The organism is Duganella flavida (assembly GCF_009857445.1).
GTDB classification, from domain to species: Bacteria; Pseudomonadota; Gammaproteobacteria; order Burkholderiales; family Burkholderiaceae_D; genus Rugamonas; species Rugamonas flavida.
Window position 1 is genome coordinate 350,687 of record NZ_WWCN01000005.1, and the last position, 19,375, is coordinate 370,061.

Sequence of the window (19,375 nt, forward strand, 5' to 3'; positions counted from 1 at the left end):
ACATTATGACTATCGTAAAAAACAAAGTAGACGCCGTGATTGTCGGCATGGGCTGGACCGGCGCCATCATGGCCAAAGAGCTGACCGACGCTGGTCTCAACGTGGTGTGTCTGGAACGCGGCCCTGACCGCGACACGCAACCGGACTTCGCCTACCCGCGCGTGGTGGACGAGCTGGAAGGTTCGGTGCACCGCAAATATTTGCAATCGCTGAACAAGGAAACCGTGACCATCCGCCACGGCGTGAACGACACCGCCGTGCCGTATCGCCAGATGGGTTCGTTCAAGCCGGGCACCGGCGTGGGGGGGGCGGGTAGCCACTGGTCCGGCTGCCATTTTCGCGCGCTGCCGGAAGACTTCAAGGTGCGCAGCAATGTCGAACAGCGTTACGGCAAGAAGTTCATCCCGAAAGACATGACCATCCAGGACTTCCCGGTTTCGTACGAAGACCTGGAGCCGCATTTCGACCACTTCGAATATGTGTGCGGCACCTCGGGCAAAGCTGGTGTGTTGAACGGTAAAATCATCGAGGGCGGTAATCCGTTTGAAGGTTCGCGCTCGCGTGAGTTTGCGCTGCCGCCAAATCCCAACTACCTCGGCGGCGAACTGTTCTACAAAGCTGCGCGCGAGATGGGTTACAACCCGTATCCGATTCCAGCCTCGAACGCTTCGGGTCCGTATGTGAATCCATACGGCTGCCAGATGGGACCGTGTAATTTCTGCGGCTTCTGCTCGGACTATGGCTGCCTGAACTACTCCAAGGCCAGCCCGAACGCCTGCATCATGCCGGTGCTGCGCGGCCGCAAGGGCTTCGAACTGCGCACGCTGGCGCAAGTGTTGAAGGTGAATCTGACCGACGACAAGAAGAAAGCCACCGGCGTCACCTACCTCGACGCCCAGGGCCGCGAGACCGAGCAGCCGGCCGATATCGTGCTCCTGTGTGCGTTCTCGCTGTTCAATGTGCACTTGATGCTGTTGTCGGGCATCGGCGTACCGTACGACCCGGTCAGCAATACCGGCACCATCGGCCGCAACTACTCGTACCAGAACCTGAACCGCGTTTCGCTGTTCTTCGATGACACCGTGCACGCCAACCAGTTCATGGGCATTGGCGGCGGCGGTACCACCATCGACGATTTGAACGGCAACCGCAACGACAGCACCAAGTCCGGCTTCATCGGTGGCGGCATTGTCTGGGCGCGCCAGCCGGGCGGCGGTCCGGTGCGCGGCATCGCTACGGCGCCGGGTGTGCCGAACTGGGGCAGCGCGTGGAAGAAGGGTGTCAAGGAAGCGTTCCGCCATTCGTTCTACTACGAGGTGCAGGGTTCGTGCATGGCCTATCAAGACGCGTACCTGAGCCTGGATCCGACCTACAAAGATGGTTTCGGCCGTCCACTGCTGCGCATGACCTTTGACTGGCATGACAACGAGATCAAGGCGTCGCAGTATCTGGTCGAGAAAGCTTCCGATATGTGCAAGGTGCTCGGCCCGAAAGCCATCAAGGGCGACGCCAAGAAGGACGGCGACCACTACAACGTGACCCAGTACCAGTCGACGCACACCTGCGGCGGCGCCATCATGGGCAGCGATCCGAAGACTTCGGCGCTGAACCGCTACCTGCAGTCGTGGGACGTATCCAACGTGTTTGCACCGGGCGCCAACGCCTTCCCGCAAAACAACGGCTACAACCCGACCGGCATGGTGGGCGCGCTGACGTATTGGTGCGCCAAGGCGGTTCGCGAGCTGTACCTGAAGAACCCCGGTCCGCTGGTTCAGGCTTAAGGAGACGACGACATGAGCAATCTTAAAAAAGGTATTTTGGTCGTCGCCGGTGTGGTGCTTGTGGGTGTGGTGGGCGCGTTTGTCTACGGCTCGCAGACAACGGCTACCAAGGACATCGGACCGGGCTCGCTTGATCTCGCCGCGCCGAGCGCGCAGCTGATCGAGAAAGGCCGCTATCTGGCCGTCGCGGCGGACTGCGTGGCCTGCCATACGGCGCCGAAGGGACAGCCGTTTGCAGGCGGCTTGTCGATGGCGACGCCGGTTGGGGCGATCTACAGCTCCAACATCACGCCGGATAAAGCCACCGGCATCGGCAATTACAGCCTGAATGACTTCGACCGCGCCGTGCGTCATGGCATTGCGCAGTCGGGCAAGACGCTGTATCCGGCCATGCCATATCCATCCTACGCCAAGGTGACGGACGACGATATGCGCGCGCTGTATGCCTACTTCATGCACGGCGTGCAGCCGGTATCGGCGGCCAACCGCGAGCACGACATCCACTGGCCGCTGTCGATGAACTGGCCGCTGGCGATCTGGCGCAAGACCTACGCACCCGCCGTGGAGCCGCTGGTGCTGAGCAAGTACCAGGGTGAGGCGCTGGCGCGTGGTGCGTATCTGGTGCAATCGCTGGGTCACTGCGGTGCTTGCCATACGCCGCGTGCGTCGACCATGCAGGAGCTGGCGCAGGATGAGTCGAATCCGGCTTATCTGGCCGGCGGTCCGGTGATCGATGGCTGGCTGGCGGTCAACCTGCGCAGCAATCCGGCCGGTGGTTTGGGCCGTTGGACCGAGCAGGACGTCGTCGATACGCTTAGCAAGGCACGCAATGCGCATTCGGCTGTGATCGGCACGCCAATGGCGGACGTGGTGTTGCACAGCACGCAGGAGATGGCGCCGGAAGACTTGAAGGCTATTGCCGTGTACCTGAAGTCGCTGACGCCGGGACCGGAAGAAAAGGCGCGCTATGCAGCCAGCGATGCTACCGCCAAGGCCCTCAAGGCTGGCCGCGAAGAGAATCGCGGTGCCCAGCTGTATCTCGACAATTGCGCGGCCTGCCACCGTTCGGATGCGACTTCCAACGCCAAGGTGTTCCCGGCGCTGGCGGGTAATCCGTCGGTGCTGTCGGATGATCCGACGTCGCTGATCCGTCTGGTGCTGGCCGGTAGTTCGCTGCCGTCAACCAAGGGCGCGCCGTCGAATCTCGGCATGCCGGGCTTTGCATGGCGACTGTCGGACGAGGAAGCGGCGCAGCTAGTGACCTTCGTGCGCCAAAGCTGGGGCAACCAGGCGTCGGCCGCTGATACCGGCCAAGTGGCCAAAATCCGCAAGCAAGTGGACGCCGAGGCTGAAGTAAAACACTAAGCAACAACGCTCCCGGCCGCGCTGAGGGTTTCGCCCTCCGCGCGGCCATTTTTATTCTGGACGCATACTTGCGCACGGTTGAAATGATCGTGGGGTTAGACTTGTATTTGAGATAAACTCGTTGCTTCTCATGCTACTTTGGCCTTCACTATGCCTAATGCCACGACGTTGGACGAACGCAGTTTTCGTCGGATTCTTGTTCGCAATGTGACTTTGCCGCTTGCTGCCGGCGTGGTCAGTGCTGGTGTGTTTGTGGTGTTGCTGGTGTATTTGATCACCACCATGAACTGGGTCGAGCACAGCGAACGGGTGATCGGCAACGCCAACCAGCTGAGCAAGGAAATGGTGGACATGGAAACCGGCATGCGCGGCTATCTGCTGGCCGGCGATGAAGTCTTCCTGCAGCCCTACAATCTGTCCAAACCACGTGTCGCCGCCAATCTCACCGGTTTGATGAAGATGGTGGAGGATAACCCGGTACAGGTCGATCGCCTGCGCGTCATCCAGTTCCAGCATCAGCATTGGGATCAGTACGCGCAAGAGATGATACGGCTGCGCGCCGCCAATGGCGAGGTGACCGGCACCGTCAAGACCGGGCGCGGCAAGTCGCAGTTCGACGAGATCCGCCGCCAGCTGGATAACTTTATCAGCACCGAGTTGCGCATGCGCCAGGAGCGCAGTGACCAGGCGCGCGTCGTCACCATATGGGTGGCGGTGATTTATTTGCTGCTGACGCTGGGCGTGGGCGGCATCCTGGCCTGGTTCGGCCGCCGCGAGCTGACCGGCCTGTCGCGCGTCTACACCACCGCATTGAATGAGCACGCCGAGCATGCCGAGCTGTTGCAGCAGCAAGCCTGGCTGCGCACCGGCCAGAGCGAGCTGGCGCAACAGGGCATCGGCCAGCTGGCTTTGCCGCAGCTGTCGTCGGCCTTGCTGCAGTTCCTGGCCCGCTACATGGATGTGGTGGTGGGAGCGCTGTACTTGCGTGCGCCGGATGGCAGTTTCCGCCGCGCGGCGTCATATGGCTTCAGCGATGAGTGGGAGCAGCGCGATCAGCAATTCAAGCCGGCCGAAAGCCTGGTCGCGCAAGCGGCGCTGGAGCGCCGCGTTATTCGTCTTGAGCCGCTGCCTACCGGTTACATCCAGGTTAGCTCCGGCCTGGGCAGCGCGGCACCGGCCAGTGTGCTGCTGGCGCCGGTCGATAGCGATGGCGATATCAATGGCGTGTTGGAGCTGGGCCTGCTGCGTCCCATCAGTACACGTGATATCGATTTGCTGACGCTGGTGAAAGGCAATATCGGCAATGCGATTGAAGCCAGCTGGTCACGCCAGCGCCTGCAGGATGTGCTCGCAGAAACGCAACAGCTGAACGAGGAATTGCAAGTGCAGCAGGAAGAGCTGCGCACGGCCAACGAGGAACTGGAAGAACAGTCGCGCGTGCTGGAAGCATCGCAAGCCAGTCTGGAAAACCAGAAGGCCGAGCTAGAGCAAACCAATGAACAATTGGCGGAACAAGGCCAGGCGCTCGACCAGAAGAATGCCGAGTTGCAGAAGGCGCAGCAGGACTTGGAAGAGCGCGCGCGCGATCTGGAGCGCGCCAGCCAGTACAAGTCGCAGTTCCTTGCCAACATGTCGCATGAGTTACGTACGCCCCTCAACAGTTCGCTGATCCTGGCCAAGCTGCTGGCTGAAAATTCCCAAGGCAACCTGAATGACGAGCAAGTACGCTTTGCCAACACGATTTACTCGGCCGGCAACGACCTGCTCAATTTGATTAACGATATTCTCGACATCTCCAAGGTGGAGGCTGGCAAGCTGGACCTGCTGCCGGAGCCGCTCTCGGCGCGCCATGTGGCGGAGCACATGGCGCTGGTGTTTGAACCGCTGGCGCAGCAGAAGAAGCTGGCGTTCCAGCTGGTGGTGGCCGACCATGCGGCACTGCAGATGGTGACCGACCGCCAGCGCCTGGAGCAGATACTCAAGAACCTGCTGTCCAACGCGCTCAAGTTCACCAGCACCGGACAGATTACCTTGTCGGTGCAAGCGCAGGGAAATGCCGTGGCATTCGCGGTGCAGGATACTGGCATCGGCATCCGTGCTGAGGACCAGCAGAGCATCTTCAACGCTTTCCAGCAGGCCGATGGCACGACCAGCCGCAAGTACGGAGGCACCGGCCTTGGGCTGTCGATTTCGCGCGACCTGGCGCAGCTGCTGGGCGGTGCGATTACGCTGACCAGCGAAGCGGGCAAGGGCAGTTGCTTTACGCTGGCCTTGCCGATGGCATGGAATGCGCCCGAGCCACGGCAGCAGGTGCCGGCGGCCGCCGCGCCGGTGCCTGTAGCGCCGCCTGCTGCGCCGCCAGCCGCGCCGGTCCCGCGTGCGTTTGATGATGACCGCACCTTGATCGATGCCGCCGGCGCAGCACGCGGCCGCCTGGTGCTGGTGGTGGAAGACGATGCGACGTTTGCCCACATCCTGTACGACTTGGCGCACGAGCAGCAGTACCACTGCCTGGTCGCCTTCAACGCCGACGAAGGCCTGGCGCTGGCGCGCCAGTACACGCCGGACGCGGTGCTGCTCGACATTCGCCTGCCTGACCGTTCCGGCCTGTCCGTGCTGCAGCTGCTGAAGGATGACGCGCAAACCCGCCACATCCCGGTGCACGTGGTCTCGGCCGCCGATAACGGCGAAGCGGCGCTGCACCTGGGCGCCATCGGCTACGCCATCAAGCCGGCCACGCGCGAGCAGCTGATGGAGGTGTTCCGCCGCATCGAAACCAAGCTCACGCAAAAAATCAAGCACGTGCTGCTGGTGGAAGACGACGACCGTCAGCGCGACAGCGTGGTCCAGCTGATCACCGACGACGATGTCAACATCACTGCCGTCGGCAATGGCGAAGAAGCGCTGGCCCTGCTGCGCACCACTATCTACGATTGCATGATCATCGACCTCAAACTGCCTGACATGCCGGGCAACGAACTGCTGCAGCGCATGGCCGCCGAGTCGCTGGCCGCTTTCCCGCCGGTGATCGTCTACACCGGCCGCAACCTCTCGCGTGAAGAAGAAGCCGACCTGCACAAATATTCGCGCTCCATCATCATCAAGGGCGCGCGCTCGCCGGAGCGCCTGCTGGACGAAGTCACCCTGTTCCTGCACAAAGTGGAAGCCCAGCTGTCGAGCGAACGCCAGCGCATGCTGAAAACCGTGCGCTCGCGCGACCGCGTGTTCGAAGGCCGCCGCATCCTGCTGGTGGACGACGATGTGCGCAACATCTTCGCCCTCACCAGCGCGCTGGAACAGAAGGGTGCGCTGGTGGAAGTCGGCCGCAACGGCCATGAAGCGCTGGAAAAACTCGACACCGTCGCCGACATCGACCTGGTGCTGATGGACGTGATGATGCCGGTGATGGACGGCCTGGAAGCCACCCGCCGCATCCGCGCCAACCCGCGTTTTGCCCGCCTGCCCATCATCGCCATCACCGCCAAGGCCATGAAGGACGACCAGGAACAATGCCTGGCCGCCGGCGCCAGCGACTATTTAGCCAAGCCGATTGATCTTTCTCGCCTATACTCCTTGTTACGGGTGTGGATGCCGAACGCGGAACGGAGCTAGCCATGCAGCACAGCGACACCGAGATCGAGCTGAAGATGTTGATGGAGTCCATCTACCTGAAATACAGCTACGATTTCCGCGACTACACCGGCGCCTCGCAAAAGCGCCGTGTGCTGCATGCCTTGCGCGAAATGGCGTGCGACAGCATCTCGGCGCTGCAAGCGCGCATCATCCATGAGCCGGCCGCCTTCAGCCAGCTGCTGCAATACCTGACCATCCCGGTCAGCACCATGTTCCGCGACCCCGGCTACTATGCCGGCCTGCGCGAGCACGTGATCCCGGTGCTGCGCACCTATCCCTCGCTGAAAATCTGGATCGCCGGCTGCAGCACCGGCGAGGAAGTGTATTCGATGGCCATCCTGCTCAAGGAGGAAGGACTGCTGGAGCGCAGCATGATCTACGCCACCGACATCAATCCGCAGTCGCTGGAGAAGGCGCGCAAGGGCGTGTTTCCGCTGGAGGCGGTGCGCGAGTACACCGCCAACTATCAGGAATCCGGCGGCACGCGCAGTTTTTCCGATTACTACACGGCGGCCTACAACGCCGCGCTGTTTGACCCAACGCTGTGCGAAAACGTCACCTTCGCCGACCACAGCCTTGCCACCGACGCCGTGTTTGCGGAAACCCACTTGATCAGCTGCCGCAACGTGATGATCTATTTCAAGAAGAAATTGCAGGAACGCGCCTTTGGCCTGTTCCATGACTCGCTATGCCACCGTGGCTTCCTTGGGCTGGGCAGCAAGGAAAGCATCGACTTCTCCGCCTACGCGCCGCGCTTTGAGCCTGTACTCAAGCGCGAGCGCCTGTTCCGCAAACGCTGACCATGAGCACGCCCGCAATCATGGCGGCGCTGGCCGGCCGTTCGCTGGAGGCGGTGGTGATTGGCGCCTCGGCCGGTGGTGTCAGCGCCTTGCTGCGCTTGCTGCCGGACCTGCCAGCCGATTACGGCTGCGCCGTGGTGGTGGTGATGCATATCCCGGAAGGCCGGCAAAGCAACCTGGCGGGGGTCTTCCAGCATCGCATGAAGTTGCCCGTGCACGAAGCCCGCGATAAAGAAGAACTTTCCTCCGGGACGCTGTATTTTGCCGGTTCCGGCTACCATCTGTCTGTTGAGCGTGATCGAATTTTTTCACTGAGCTGCGAGGAACGCGTAAATTTTTCGCGTCCTGCGATTGATTATTTGATGGAGTCGGCGGCCGACGCTTATGGGCCGGCCCTGCTGGGCATCCTGCTCACCGGGGCCAACAACGATGGCGCGGCCGGCCTGGCGGCAATCGGCATGGCGGGCGGTCTGACGGTGGTGCAGTCGCCAGCCGAAGCCGAGCAGCCCACCATGCCGCTGGAAGCCATCCGCCTGCGCGCGCCGGACCTGATTTTATCCTTGGATGATATCCATTCATTGCTGTTGATGCTGGAGACGAAGTAATGCAAGACGCATCCCCGACCAAGCTGCTGATTGTCGACGACCTGCCGGAAAACCTGCAGGCGCTGGACGCCTTAATACGCGGTGAGCGGCGCGAGGTACACCACGCCGGTTCCGGTGAAGAGGCCCTGGCCTTGCTGCTGCAGCACGACTTCGCGCTGGCCATCCTCGACGTGCAAATGCCGGGCATGGATGGCTTCGAGCTGGCCGAGCTGATGCGCGGCACCGAGAAAACCCGCCCCATTCCCATCGTGTTTGTCACGGCAGCCGGCAAGGAATTGAATTACTCGTTCAAAGGTTACGAAGCGGGCGCGGTGGACGTGCTGTACAAGCCGCTCGATCCGGGCGCGGTGAAGAGCAAGGTAGAGGTGTTCGTGGCGCTGCACCAGCAGCGCGAAGCCATGCGCCAGCAGGTGCTGGCGCTGGAAGCGGCGCGCCGCCAGCAGGAAGAAATGCAGGCGCAGTTGCAGCATGCGCTGCTGATGCGCGACGAATTCATGTCGATGGTGTCGCATGAGATGCGCACGCCGCTTAACACGCTTTACCTGGAAACCCAGCTGCGCAAGATGCAGCTGGACCGCGGCAATATGGCCGCCTTCGGCGCTGAGCAGTTACGGCGCATGCTGTCGCGCGACGACCGCCAGATTCAAAACATCGTGCGCCTGATCGACGATATGCTGGACGTGTCGCGCATCCGCAGCGGCAAGCTGTCTTTGCGGCCGGGCTTGGTGCAACTGGCCGGCCTGCTGGGGCGCGTGGTGCAGGACTTGACGCCGCAAGCGGCCACGGTGGGCACCACCATCGTGCTTGATGCGCCGACCCCGGCGTGCGGCTGGTGGGATGATTTCCGCATTGAGCAAATCGTGGTCAACCTGCTGACCAATGCGCTGCGCTACGGCGGCGGCCAGCCGGTGGTGGTGACGCTGGCCGTGATGGCCGACAGTGTGCGAGTGGATGTGCGCGATAGCGGTCCTGGCGTCGCACTGGAAAACCAGGGCAAGATTTTTGAACCGTATGAGCGCGGCGTCGGCAGCGATGCGCCGGCCGGGCTGGGACTGGGTCTGTACATCTCGCGCCAACTGGCCGAGGCCCATGGCGGCAGCCTGACGCTGAGCAGCGTCCCCGGCGCCGGGGCGGTGTTCAGTCTGACGCTGCCGCGCACCGAAGCACCGCCGGCGTAGTGAACGCTAGCGCGAACGGGCTTCTTCGCGGCGCTGGATCAGATAGGACTTCAGGTCGTCGAAGCTGATGCTGCCTTTTTGGCCGGTGTCGATATGGTCGAAGTTTTTCTCTACAAACCCGAGCCCGGCCTTGCGGGCTTCGTCGCGGGTGAGCATGCCATTGCCGTCCTGGTCGGCTTCGTCAAAGCGTTTTTTCAGCTTCTGCATGGCCTGGTAGCGCAGCAAAGTCGGGCCGGAGGAGTAGTCGCGCATCGGTTTGCGCATTGCCGGCGGGACGTAGGGATCGGGATAGGCCGGAGTGGAACGCACGGCAGCAGCAGGCGCTGCCGGTTCCGTGGACGGCGCTTGAGCGCCCGCATGCGACATGGCCACTGTGGCGGCCAACATGGCTACTTGCAAAAGCTTCATGATTGTCTCCCCCGCATCTGCAGATGCTTGGCTTAGTGTGACACTGTGACGCTGTTCATGAAATTAATCAAATCTGTTTGCTGCGCACGGCGTGCGGTGTCGTCTAGATACGTCATATGGCCGCTTGCATAATATTTGAGCACTATTGACTGGTTTTCACCGAGCCGCGCCAAGTCCAGTTCGGTCTGGTGGAAGGGCGTGGCCAGGTCGTGGTAGCCATTGATGGCCAAAATCTTCATGGCCGGATTCAGCGTCAGGGCGGCGGTCAGGTCCGGGATGGTGTCCGGCAGCTGCTTGCCGTCGTGGCTGAAGTTCCAGCGGTTGACGATGTCGATGAACGGCGCATACGCCGACCCGGCGCTGTAGTGCAGTTCGTTCGCCATATACGTGACGATGCTGCTGGAGAAGCTGGCGTTGACCACCGTCAGCGAGGGATCGCCGTCACGCGTAAGCGCGCTGCCGGTGGGCGCCAGCACGCGGGCGTCGTAGCGGCCCAGCAGCTGGCCGGGCACGGCATTCTGCTGGTAGTAACCGGGTTGCATATCGAAATTCTGCTGCCAGATCAGGGTGCTCATGCCGGTCAGATCGGACAGCTGGTTGAGCACGGCCGAGGGCGGCGCCACCTTGCTGGCCAAATAGGCGGCAATTGCGGTGCGGTAGCCGCCGGTGGCGAAGTTGCGTACGGTCTCCACCGGCACCGGTGTGGCGCGCCCGTGGTAGGCGCTGGTGAGGGCATAGGTGGGGATGTAGCCTTCGCAGCTGATGGCATTCGGATCGAGCACACCGCAGTTGCTGTTGTAGTCCATGATGGCCGATTGCAGTACCAGGCCGTCGATTTGTACGCCGGCCGTTTCCAGCAGGTTGGCCAGCACCCCGGTGCGCGGCGCGCCATAGGATTCGCCGTACAGGAATTTGGGCGAGGCTTCGCGCTTGTTGACGGCGATGTAGCGCTGCACGAAATCGCGGAAGGAGGCCGCGTCCTTGTCCACGCCCCAGAAGTCGGCATTGGTGTTGGGCGCCACGGCTTGCGTGTAGCCAGTGCCGACTGCATCGATAAACACCAGGTCGGAGGTGGCAAGCAGGGTTTCCTGGTTATCGACCAGCTGCACCGGCGGGATATTCGCGCTGGGGATGGTGCTGACCAGCCGGCGCGGCCCGAAGGAGCCGAGGTGCAGATAGGTCGATGCGGAACCGGGGCCGCCGTTGTAGAAGAAGGTGACCGGGCGCTTGGCCGCCGTCGTTCCCGTCACGGTGTAAGCCACGTAGAAGAAGGAGACGCTGGCCTGGCCGGTCTTGGCGTCGACTGCGGTCAGGTGGCCGGTGGTGGCGGTGTAGTCGAATTGCTTGCCATTGAGCTGGATATGGCTGGCAATGACGGCGGCGTTTTCGTTCGGTGCGGACAGCGATCCGGTGGCAGCGCTGGAGTAGACGGTAACATCGGCAAAGGAGCCGGGTACCGCTGGCGTGGTGACCGGTGGTGTGGTGGGCGTTGTGGTACCGCTGCTTCCGCCGCCGCCACCGCCACAGCCGGCCAACAGGATGGCACCCACCAGCGCCGGTCGCCGCCATTGCAATTTTGTGCAAAACGCCACGATACCTCCCGTAGAGATGTATCGTGAATCATACGCTTTATTTGTGCCAGAAGTCCTTGTGGGCAGCGCGGGCTTCATCTTCGCGCAACGGGCCTATGACTTCGGTGGGGCGCTGGCCGGCGGCGAACACGCTGCGGCATGGCAGTGACAAGGTCGGATTTTCGGGATCGCTGCCGGTGAGTTCCAGCAGGCTTGCTTCCGACATGGCGTACACCACGCGACCGACGCCGCTCCAGTAGGTGCCGCCGCTGCACATGGCGCATGGTTCGGCGTTGGCGTACAGCGTGGCGGTGGCCAGCTGCTGCGGGCTGTATTGCTGCGATGCGAGGCGCAGCGCGTTCATCTCCGCGTGCGCGGTGCGGTCGCTGCTCGATGCGTTCATGGCTTGCGAGATGACCGTGCCGTCGGCTGCAACCACCATGGCGGCAAACGGGTGATGGCCTTCGTCGCGCGAGCGCTGCGCCAGTGCCAGTACGCGGGTGAGGAATTCGTGATCTTGCAATGTTGCGCTCATCTGATGACTCCATATTGCAGGTCTTGCTGTTTCAAATAGCTGCGGTAGGCCAGCGACATGCGGTCGCACAGCACCGACACTTCAGCACCGGGCGCCAGCGGCAAGCGCGCCGGATGCTGGCTTTCCAAAATCGGTTTGTCCTGTAAAAAAATCGTATCCTGGAATTCGCGCATCGATTCATAGCTCGACGTGAAATCGTTGAGCGCCATGATGATCCACACGCGCGTGCTGGTTTCGGTCAGCGGCTGCGTGAACAGCGCAATCGCTTCACGGATAGTCCCCGGTGGATGCTTGGTCAGGATGGTGGTCAGCGGACGCACTACGCGGTAGGTGTATTCGATATCGCTGCCGCCGGTGGCGGAGCGGCTGGCTTGCGGCTGCCACGCGTAGCACTGCTTGGCCCAAACCCCGCTGCCGTATTCGGGATCGTCAAAGGTTTCGACCGTGTAGTCGGGCACCACCGGCTGCTCTTTGTCGCCAAGGATGCCTTCGTGGACAAAGGCGAAATGCGCCATGTCGAGGAAGTTCTCAACGATGCGCGGTGCGCTCGATTGCACGTCGTAATGGCCGCACCAGACTTTGCGCAGCTGGTCGTCGGCAAATTCAGGAAACGCCGGAGGACCGGCATGCGCTGGCGTGCCGAGACATACCCACGCCATGCCGTACTGCTCCTGTACATGATAGGTCGCCACTTGTGCCTTCAACGGCGCTTGCGGCAAGGCGGGAATATGAATGCAGCGGCCCTCCTTGCCGAAGCGCCAGCCGTGGTAAGGGCAGGTCAGCGCATCGTTCTGCAAGCTCCCCATGGAAAGCCGCGTGCCGCGATGCGGACAACGGTCTTCCCATGCATGCAGCACGCCGCCGCTGTCGCGCCACAGCACCAACCGCGTCTCCAGCAGGTCGGTGGCCAGCATGGCGCCGGCCGCGATCTGGTTGGAGAGCGCAACCGGGTGCCAGTCGTTGTACAGGACTGGATCCATGCTTATTTAGGAATCGTGCCGTCCACGCCTTGCACGTAGAAGTTCATCGACAGCAGTTCCTTTTCAGGCATCTTGGCGCCGGCCGCCACTTTGATGGCGCCCGATTGATCCTTGATCGGACCCGTGAACGGATCGAAGGTACCAGCGGTCAGCGCGGCCTTCTTCTCTTCGAAGATCTTCGCCACGTCGGCCGGCACTGCGGCATTCAGCTTGGACATCTTGACCATGCCTTCTTTCAAACCGCCGCGATAGCCTTCGGTTTTCCAGGTGCCAGCCAATACTGCCTTGGCGGTGTTGATGTAGTAGCCCGACCAGTCATTGGTCGCTGCAGTCAGGTGCGCTTTCGGTGCGAACTTGGTCATGTCCGAATCCCAGCCGAATGCATACACGCCTTTTTCCTGCGCCACTTGCAGCGTGGCCGGCGAGTCGGTGTTCTGCGCCATCACATCCGCACCTTGTGCCACCAGGGTTTCTGCCGCCTGACGTTCTTTCGCCGGGTCGTACCACGAGTTCACCCAGATCACTTTGGTCTTGATCTTCGGATTCACGCTTTGCGCGCCGAGCGTGAAGGCGTTGATGTTGCGGATCACCTCAGGCACCGGGAACGAGGCGATGAAGCCCAGCGTGTTCGACTTGCTCATCTTGCCGGCCAGGATGCCGTTCAGGTAAGCGCCTTCGTACAAACGCGATTCGTAGGTGCCGAAGTTTTTTCCGCTCTTGAAACCGGTGGCGTGCAGGAAGGTCACGCCGGGCGTGGTCTTCGCTACTTTTTCAGTCGCGTTCATGTAGCCGAACGAGGTAGTGAAAATCAGCTTGTTCCCTTCCGCCACCAGCTTGCGGATCACGCGTTCTGCGTCCGCGCCTTCCGGCACGTTTTCGACGTAGCTGGTTTTCACTTTCGCGCCCAGTTCTTTTTCCAATGCCAGGCGGGCCTGGTCGTGGGCGTAGGTCCAGCCGGCATCGCCGACCGGGCCAACGTAGACGAAGCCGATCTTCAGCGGATCTGCAGCAAACGACGGAGCAGCAGCCAACGCAGCGGCAGCTGCGATGGTAGCCAGTACTTTGCGACGATTCATCATACGGTTTCCTTTGCGTGGAGGTGCGGGTTAGATGAGAAATTAGAAGTGGTATTCAGCGCGTACCATCGGGGTCTTGGCGGTGGCGCCTGGGTTGTTGCGGTCCGGGTTACCGAATTTGTTTTTCCAGTACTGGTACTCGACGCCGACCTTGAAGGTGTTCTTTGGCGTGCCAACCAGGCTGCTGATGTCGTACATGACTTGCGCGTCGATATTGGTTTCCGGCGCGGTGCCGCCGCCGAATTCATTGGTACCCTTGGCGGTGATGAAGTTGGCGAAGCCGTTGAATTCCAGCGGGATGCCGACGTTGAACGGGATGCCCCATGCAGCGGTCAGCATGGCGTGGGTCTTGTAGGCGTAGCGCGGCGTGGCGGTTTTGGTGAAGGTGCTGTAAGGCGCATTCGATTCCCACAGGGCCAGCAGGCTGACGTCGAGGAAGCCCGGCACGTCGATGAACAGGGTTGGACCAGCGACCAGCATGCGCTTCTTGGAGTTGTAGCCGGCGTCGGTTTTGCTGTTGTAGTCAAAGCCGCCGGTGAAGCCCAAGCCGCGTACCGGACCGAAGGCGTAGCTGTTGCCGGTGATCTTGCCGAAGTCCAGCGTGTGACGGTACACCGCGTAAGCTTCGTGCGCGCCGACGCTGGAACCAGCGGCCGACGGATCTTTTTCGGACGACATCAGCAGGTCGACGCTGAAGAAGTTCTTGCCGTACTTGTAGCCCGATACGCTGCTCAGGTTGACGATGTTCTTGGTGATGTCGTTATTGTTGAACGGTTCGGCGAACTTGGTGCCGTAGCGGTAGCTCAGCGAAGTGTCGCTCCAGTCGGCTGCTTGTGCGCTGCAAGTGGCGACGAGGGCGAGGGCGGAGAGGGCGGCGGTGCGGCGTACGAGATGTGGCATTACAGGCTCCATTCAAGTTGTTGTAGTCAGGGTTTGAAAGCACTTTTTTTGTATCCAATCGTTTTAGCAATTGGATTCAATCTCGTCCAGTCCTAAAGCAATTAGCGGGCCACCTTTTTCAGAATCCCGACAACGCTTCAGCCAGATTAACTTTTTTGTCTTGCTCGTCCAGGCGCAAGCGCGATTCGATTTCCTGCAGGTGGTGCTCGATCAAATGGGTGGCTTCCTTGACCTTGCCCTTTTCGATCAGCGTGGCCAGGTCCTGGTGTTCATCGTTCTCGCACATGGCGCTGCCGGGCGTTTCGTACAGGGCGATGATCAGCGAGCAGCGCGACACCAGCTCCTCCATGAAGCGCTGCAGCACGTGGTTGCCGGCCAGTTCCGCCAGCAGCAGGTGGAACTCGCCGCCCAATCGTATCCAACCGGCGCGGTCGCCGCCGCGGCGCGCCGCGTCTTCTGCCGCAAGGGCTGCGCGGATTTGCTTGATCGATTCCGGCGTGGCGTTGTGGATCACGAGTGGAATGATTTCGCGCTCGATGGCACGCCGCGCAGCGAAGATATCGCGCGCTTCCTGCGGCGTGGGCGAGGCAATCACCGCGCCGCGATTGGGCCGCAGTTCGATGATGTGGTCATGCGCCAGCCGTTGCAGTGCCTTGCGGACGGTGGTGCGGCTGACTTGATACAGCTCGCAGAAATCGGCCTCGCCCAGGTGGGTGCCGGGCGGCAGGCGGTGGCTCATGACGGCGTTGACCACCGCCTTGTAGATGCGCATGTCGACGGCGGTGGTACCGCGTTTGACTGCTTGATCGGCTTTGCGCTTGTCGGGCATTGCTGGATTCTCCGTGTGAGTGATACGTCCCTGTTAAGCAGGAAGCGTGCTAACTCGTGTACAAAACCAGTGCCTCAATTGTGTACGAAAAAACTTTGTTTTCAAGTTTTGTGCACGTTTTTGGGGAGCCGCACGCCAAAACGGCGCATCTAGCGGTGCAGGAATGTGGCATGCTAATTGCGTCTGGTAGGGCATCCGAATTTGTATACGATGAAGGGAACACGCCGATGACTGAACCGCGCTTGCAGATGCTCGGCATCTCCAAGATCTACCCCTCGGTGGTGGCCAACGCCGACGTGAACCTGACTGTGATGCCGGGCGAGATCCACGCCGTGCTGGGTGAGAACGGCGCCGGCAAGAGCACCCTGATGAAGATCATCTACGGTGTGGTCAAGCCGGACCAGGGGCAGATCATGTGGGAGGGCCGCCAGGTCCACATCCATTCGCCGCACGATGCGCGCAAGCTGGGCATCGGCATGGTGTTCCAGCATTTCGCCCTGTTCGAGACGCTGACGGTGGCTGAAAATATCGCGCTGGCGCTGGACGACAAGGTGACGCCGGCCGCGCTGGCGCCGCGCATCCGCGCCGTGTCGGAGCAATACGGGCTGCCGCTGGACCCGGCGCGTTTGGTGCACAGCATGTCCGTTGGTGAGCGCCAGCGCGTCGAAATTGTGCGTTGCCTGCTGCAGTCGCCCAAATTGCTGATCATGGACGAGCCGACCTCGGTGCTGACGCCGGACGCGGTGCTCAAGTTGTTCGATTCGCTGCGCCGGCTGGCGGCGGAAGGCGTCAGCATCCTGTATATCAGCCACAAACTCGATGAGATACAAGCCCTGTGCGACAAGGCCACGGTGCTGCGCGGCGGGCGCGTGTCCGGCACCGCGCTGCCGAAACAGGAAAGCGCCAAGTCGCTGGCGGAGCTGATGATCGGCCGCGAGCTGCCGATATGTGTACACAATCCGCGCGAGCCGGGCGAGGTGCTGCTGGCGCTGGATAAGCTGAATGTAAATAGCGAGGATCCATTCGGCACGCATTTGAAAGACATTTGCCTGTCGCTGCGCAGCGGCGAGATTGTCGGCATTGCCGGCATTTCGGGCAACGGCCAGCAGGAGCTGTTGAAAGCCATCTCCGGCGAACGCACGCTGGGCCTGCGCGAAGGCACGCTGCGCTTGTGCGGGAAGGACGTGGGCACGCTCGATGCGGCGCAGCGCCGCCAGCTTGGTCTTGGCTTCGTGCCGGAGGAACGATTGGGACGCGGCGCGGTGCCGGATTTGTCGCTGGCCGATAACGCACTGCTGACCGGCTACCTGCCTGCTGCAAAAACCGGCATGGTGCAGAAAGGCCTGATCCAGCGCGGCGCTGTACATGCCTTTGCGCAGAAGGTGATCGAGCGCTTCAAGGTCAAATGCGGCGGCGAGCAATCGGCGGCGGCTTCGCTCTCGGGCGGCAATCTGCAAAAATTTATCGTCGGCCGCGAGATCATGCTGGCGCCGAAAGTGATGGTGTTCGCCCAGCCGACGTGGGGCGTCGACATCGGCGCGGCCATGCTGATACGGCAGGCCATCATCGATATGCGCGACCAGGGCGTGGCGGTGCTGGTGCTGTCCGAGGAGCTGGACGAGTTGTTCATGATGAGCGACCGTATCGCCGTGCTGGCGGATGGCCGCCTGTCGCGCGCAGTGCCGGCGGAAGCCACCAGCATCAACCAGATCGGCGTGTGGATGAGCGGCGATTTCGACTATCAAGGAGCTCCAGAATATGTCCAGGCTTGAACGACGTCCCGAACCTTCGCGCCGCATGATGCTGGCGTCGCCCTTGATTGCGGCGCTGGCGATGCTGGTCACCGGCTCCATGCTGTTCTTCTTCATCGGGCAGGAGCCGCTGAATGCGTTTTACATCTACTTCATCAAGCCTTGGACCACGGCGTATGGCGTGGGCGAGCTGTTACTGAAGGCGACGCCGCTGATACTGTGCGGTGTGGGGCTGGCAATCGGCTTTCGCGCCAACGTCAACAACATCGGCGCCGATGGTCAGCTGACCGTTGGTGCGATTGCGGCAGGCGCCGTGGCGCTGTATTTCGACGAGGTGCAGGCGTGGTGGGTACTGCCTTTGATGCTGCTGGCCGGTGCGCTGGGCGGCATGCTGTGGGCGGCGATACCGGCGGTGCTGCGCACGCGCTTCAACACCAGCGAAATTCTCGTTAGCCTGATGCTGGTGTACGTGGCGTATCACTTGCTCAGCTATCTGGTGCACGGGCCGATGCGCGATCCGGCCGGTTTCAATTTCCCGCAATCGAAAATGTTCAGCGACTCGGCCACCTTGCCACTGCTGGTGGAAGGCTTGCGCGTCAACGCGGCCTTCATTATTTCGCTGGTGATGGCTGGTGCGGCCTGGTTCTTCTGTAAGCACACCTTTGCCGGCTACCGTATGCAGGTGAGCGGCATGGCGCCTGCTGCGGCGTTGTACGCGGGCTTCAGTGAACCGCGCAATGTGTGGCTGGCGTTCATGGTGAGCGGTGCGCTGTCCGGCCTTGCCGGCGTGGGCGAAGTGGCGGGGCCGCTGGGGCAGCTGCAGCCCTCCGTGTCGCCGGGCTATGGCTTCGCAGCGATCATCGTGGCGTACGTGGGGCGTTTGCATCCGCTGGGCGTGGTGCTGTCGGCGATTCTGATGTCGTTGCTGTACATCGGTGGCGAGACGGCGCAAATCGAACTGCAAGCGCCGTCCGCCATCACCGGCATCTTCCAGGGCCTGCTGCTGTTTTATCTGCTGGCCGCTGACCTGTTCATCCACTATCGCATCAAGCCGCACAAGCTGGAGGTATACGCATGATGAGTTCTGAATTGTTGATCGCTTTCCTCGCCAGCACCGCCGGTGCGGCTACGCCGCTGGTGGTGGCGTCGATGGGCGAACTGGTGACTGAGCGCTCCGGTGTGCTCAATCTTGGACTGGAAGGCATGATGCTGGTCGGTGCGGTGGTCGGCTTCGGCGTTACGCTTACCAGCGGCAGCATGACACTGGGCTTGATCGCGGCGATGGCGGCGGGCATGTTGATGTCGCTGGTGTTTGGCTTCCTGGTGCTGACGCTGCAAACCAATCAAGTCGCCACCGGTCTTGCACTGACCTTGTTCGGCATTGGCGTTTCGGCCTTCATAGGCCGCAGCTACGTGGGACAGACAGTGGAGCGCATGCCTATCCTGTGGGGCTTCGACGGCATGGAGTACTTCTCGATTGTACTGGTGCTGCTGGTGGGCTGGATGCTGGCGCGCACGCGGCTAGGCCTGGTCATTCGTGCGGTCGGTGAATCGCCGCACAGCGCGCACGCGATTGGCTTCCCGGTGATCGGCCTGCGTTACGGCACGGTGCTGTTCGGCGGCGCGATGGCGGGCCTGGGCGGCGCTTATCTGTCGCTGGCGCTGACGCCGATGTGGGTGGAGGGCATGACTGCAGGCCGCGGCTGGATCGCACTGGCGCAAGTGGTGTTCGCAACGTGGAAGCCGCGCGGTGTGCTGGTTGGCGCCTATCTGTTCGGCGGCGTGACGGTGCTGCAGTTCCACGGGCAGGGCATGGGACTGGCGATACCGTCGGAGTTTTTGTCGATGCTGCCGTACATCGCCACTATCGTGGTGCTAGTGCTGATCTGCCGGAATCCACAGACTATCTTGTTGAATAAGCCCATGTCGCTGGGGCAGAACTTCAAACCAGATTAAGGCCTGT

Annotated in this window: 16 protein-coding genes; 9 read left to right on the forward strand and 7 right to left on the reverse strand. The window is 61.7% G+C overall.

Annotated elements, in window-relative coordinates; translation table 11 throughout:
• The first annotated feature begins 5 nt into the window (after positions 1–5).
• From GTP46_RS10335 to GTP46_RS10360, 6 genes are all read left to right on the forward strand, one after another.
• Entirely contained in the window at positions 6–1,781 is a 1,776-nt protein-coding gene (locus tag GTP46_RS10335) for a GMC family oxidoreductase (RefSeq protein WP_161006533.1), read from the forward strand.
• Between the two features lie 12 nt (positions 1,782–1,793).
• A complete protein-coding gene (locus GTP46_RS10340; RefSeq protein WP_161006534.1) occupies positions 1,794–3,146 on the forward strand; it encodes a cytochrome c in 1,353 nt (450 codons plus the stop codon).
• A 150-nt stretch (positions 3,147–3,296) separates the two neighbouring features.
• The gene (locus tag GTP46_RS10345) at positions 3,297–6,758 is read left to right on the forward strand and encodes a response regulator (RefSeq protein WP_161006535.1); all 3,462 of its coding nucleotides are present in this window, start codon (positions 3,297–3,299) and stop codon (positions 6,756–6,758) included.
• 2 nt (positions 6,759–6,760) lie between these two features.
• Positions 6,761–7,579 carry a CheR family methyltransferase gene (locus GTP46_RS10350; protein WP_161006536.1) on the forward strand — a complete coding sequence of 273 codons (819 nt, stop codon included), beginning with the start codon at positions 6,761–6,763 and terminating at the stop codon, positions 7,577–7,579.
• 2 nt (positions 7,580–7,581) lie between these two features.
• Positions 7,582–8,184: a chemotaxis protein CheB gene (locus GTP46_RS10355; protein WP_161006537.1), complete on the forward strand. Its 603-nt coding sequence runs from the start codon at positions 7,582–7,584 to the stop codon at positions 8,182–8,184.
• Positions 8,184–9,362: a hybrid sensor histidine kinase/response regulator gene (locus GTP46_RS10360; protein ID WP_161006538.1), complete on the forward strand. Its 1,179-nt coding sequence runs from the start codon at positions 8,184–8,186 to the stop codon at positions 9,360–9,362. Before GTP46_RS10355 ends, GTP46_RS10360 begins: the two co-directional genes overlap by 1 nt.
• Before the next feature lie 6 nt (positions 9,363–9,368).
• On the opposite strand, the gene GTP46_RS10365 is transcribed toward GTP46_RS10360, so the two are convergent.
• The 7 genes from GTP46_RS10365 to GTP46_RS10395 form a co-directional block, all read right to left on the reverse strand.
• On the reverse strand, positions 9,369–9,770 hold the full coding sequence (locus tag GTP46_RS10365; protein WP_229258883.1) for an EF-hand domain-containing protein: 402 nt from the start codon (positions 9,768–9,770) through the stop codon (positions 9,369–9,371).
• A gap of 32 nt (positions 9,771–9,802) precedes the next feature.
• Positions 9,803–11,362 carry a S10 family serine carboxypeptidase-like protein gene (locus GTP46_RS10370; protein WP_371869620.1) on the reverse strand — a complete coding sequence of 520 codons (1,560 nt, stop codon included), beginning with the start codon at positions 11,360–11,362 and terminating at the stop codon, positions 9,803–9,805.
• A 37-nt stretch (positions 11,363–11,399) separates the two neighbouring features.
• Positions 11,400–11,876 (reverse strand): nucleoside deaminase, encoded by a 477-nt coding sequence (locus GTP46_RS10375; RefSeq protein WP_161006540.1) that lies wholly within the window; start codon positions 11,874–11,876, stop codon positions 11,400–11,402.
• A complete protein-coding gene (locus GTP46_RS10380) occupies positions 11,873–12,856 on the reverse strand; it encodes an aromatic ring-hydroxylating dioxygenase subunit alpha (protein WP_161006541.1) in 984 nt (327 codons plus the stop codon). Before GTP46_RS10380 ends, GTP46_RS10375 begins: the two co-directional genes overlap by 4 nt.
• Positions 12,857–12,858: 2 nt before the next feature.
• Positions 12,859–13,935 (reverse strand): BMP family ABC transporter substrate-binding protein, encoded by a 1,077-nt coding sequence (locus tag GTP46_RS10385; RefSeq protein ID WP_161006542.1) that lies wholly within the window; start codon positions 13,933–13,935, stop codon positions 12,859–12,861.
• Positions 13,936–13,974: 39 nt separating this feature from the next.
• Positions 13,975–14,832, reverse strand: a complete 858-nt coding sequence (locus GTP46_RS10390; protein WP_229258884.1) for an outer envelope protein — start codon at positions 14,830–14,832, stop codon at positions 13,975–13,977.
• A gap of 118 nt (positions 14,833–14,950) precedes the next feature.
• A complete protein-coding gene (locus tag GTP46_RS10395; RefSeq protein WP_161006544.1) occupies positions 14,951–15,661 on the reverse strand; it encodes a GntR family transcriptional regulator in 711 nt (236 codons plus the stop codon).
• A 227-nt stretch (positions 15,662–15,888) separates the two neighbouring features.
• On the opposite strand from GTP46_RS10395, the gene GTP46_RS10400 reads away from it, so the two are divergent.
• From GTP46_RS10400 to GTP46_RS10410, 3 genes are read left to right on the forward strand one after another with little or no spacing between them, the layout of a single operon-like run.
• Positions 15,889–17,433, forward strand: a complete 1,545-nt coding sequence (locus tag GTP46_RS10400) for an ABC transporter ATP-binding protein (protein ID WP_161006545.1) — start codon at positions 15,889–15,891, stop codon at positions 17,431–17,433.
• On the forward strand, positions 17,420–18,490 hold the full coding sequence (locus GTP46_RS10405; protein WP_229258885.1) for an ABC transporter permease: 1,071 nt from the start codon (positions 17,420–17,422) through the stop codon (positions 18,488–18,490). Before GTP46_RS10400 ends, GTP46_RS10405 begins: the two co-directional genes overlap by 14 nt.
• On the forward strand, positions 18,487–19,368 hold the full coding sequence (locus GTP46_RS10410; protein WP_161006546.1) for an ABC transporter permease: 882 nt from the start codon (positions 18,487–18,489) through the stop codon (positions 19,366–19,368). Before GTP46_RS10405 ends, GTP46_RS10410 begins: the two co-directional genes overlap by 4 nt.
• Positions 19,369–19,375: the final 7 nt, after the last annotated feature.

Coding starts and splice junctions, on each gene's coding strand:
- GTP46_RS10405 (WP_229258885.1), top strand. CDS start 17,420: ATGTCCAGGCTTGAACGACGTCCCGAACCTTCGCGCCGCATGATGCTG.
- GTP46_RS10375 (WP_161006540.1), bottom strand. CDS start 11,876: ATGAGCGCAACATTGCAAGATCACGAATTCCTCACCCGCGTACTGGCA.
- GTP46_RS10365 (WP_229258883.1), bottom strand. CDS start 9,770: ATGAAGCTTTTGCAAGTAGCCATGTTGGCCGCCACAGTGGCCATGTCG.
- GTP46_RS10385 (WP_161006542.1), bottom strand. CDS start 13,935: ATGATGAATCGTCGCAAAGTACTGGCTACCATCGCAGCTGCCGCTGCG.
- GTP46_RS10355 (WP_161006537.1), top strand. CDS start 7,582: ATGAGCACGCCCGCAATCATGGCGGCGCTGGCCGGCCGTTCGCTGGAG.
- GTP46_RS10390 (WP_229258884.1), bottom strand. CDS start 14,832: ATGCCACATCTCGTACGCCGCACCGCCGCCCTCTCCGCCCTCGCCCTC.
- GTP46_RS10380 (WP_161006541.1), bottom strand. CDS start 12,856: ATGGATCCAGTCCTGTACAACGACTGGCACCCGGTTGCGCTCTCCAAC.
- GTP46_RS10335 (WP_161006533.1), top strand. CDS start 6: ATGACTATCGTAAAAAACAAAGTAGACGCCGTGATTGTCGGCATGGGC.
- GTP46_RS10345 (WP_161006535.1), top strand. CDS start 3,297: ATGCCTAATGCCACGACGTTGGACGAACGCAGTTTTCGTCGGATTCTT.
- GTP46_RS10410 (WP_161006546.1), top strand. CDS start 18,487: ATGATGAGTTCTGAATTGTTGATCGCTTTCCTCGCCAGCACCGCCGGT.
- GTP46_RS10360 (WP_161006538.1), top strand. CDS start 8,184: ATGCAAGACGCATCCCCGACCAAGCTGCTGATTGTCGACGACCTGCCG.
- GTP46_RS10395 (WP_161006544.1), bottom strand. CDS start 15,661: ATGCCCGACAAGCGCAAAGCCGATCAAGCAGTCAAACGCGGTACCACC.
- GTP46_RS10350 (WP_161006536.1), top strand. CDS start 6,761: ATGCAGCACAGCGACACCGAGATCGAGCTGAAGATGTTGATGGAGTCC.
- GTP46_RS10400 (WP_161006545.1), top strand. CDS start 15,889: ATGACTGAACCGCGCTTGCAGATGCTCGGCATCTCCAAGATCTACCCC.
- GTP46_RS10340 (WP_161006534.1), top strand. CDS start 1,794: ATGAGCAATCTTAAAAAAGGTATTTTGGTCGTCGCCGGTGTGGTGCTT.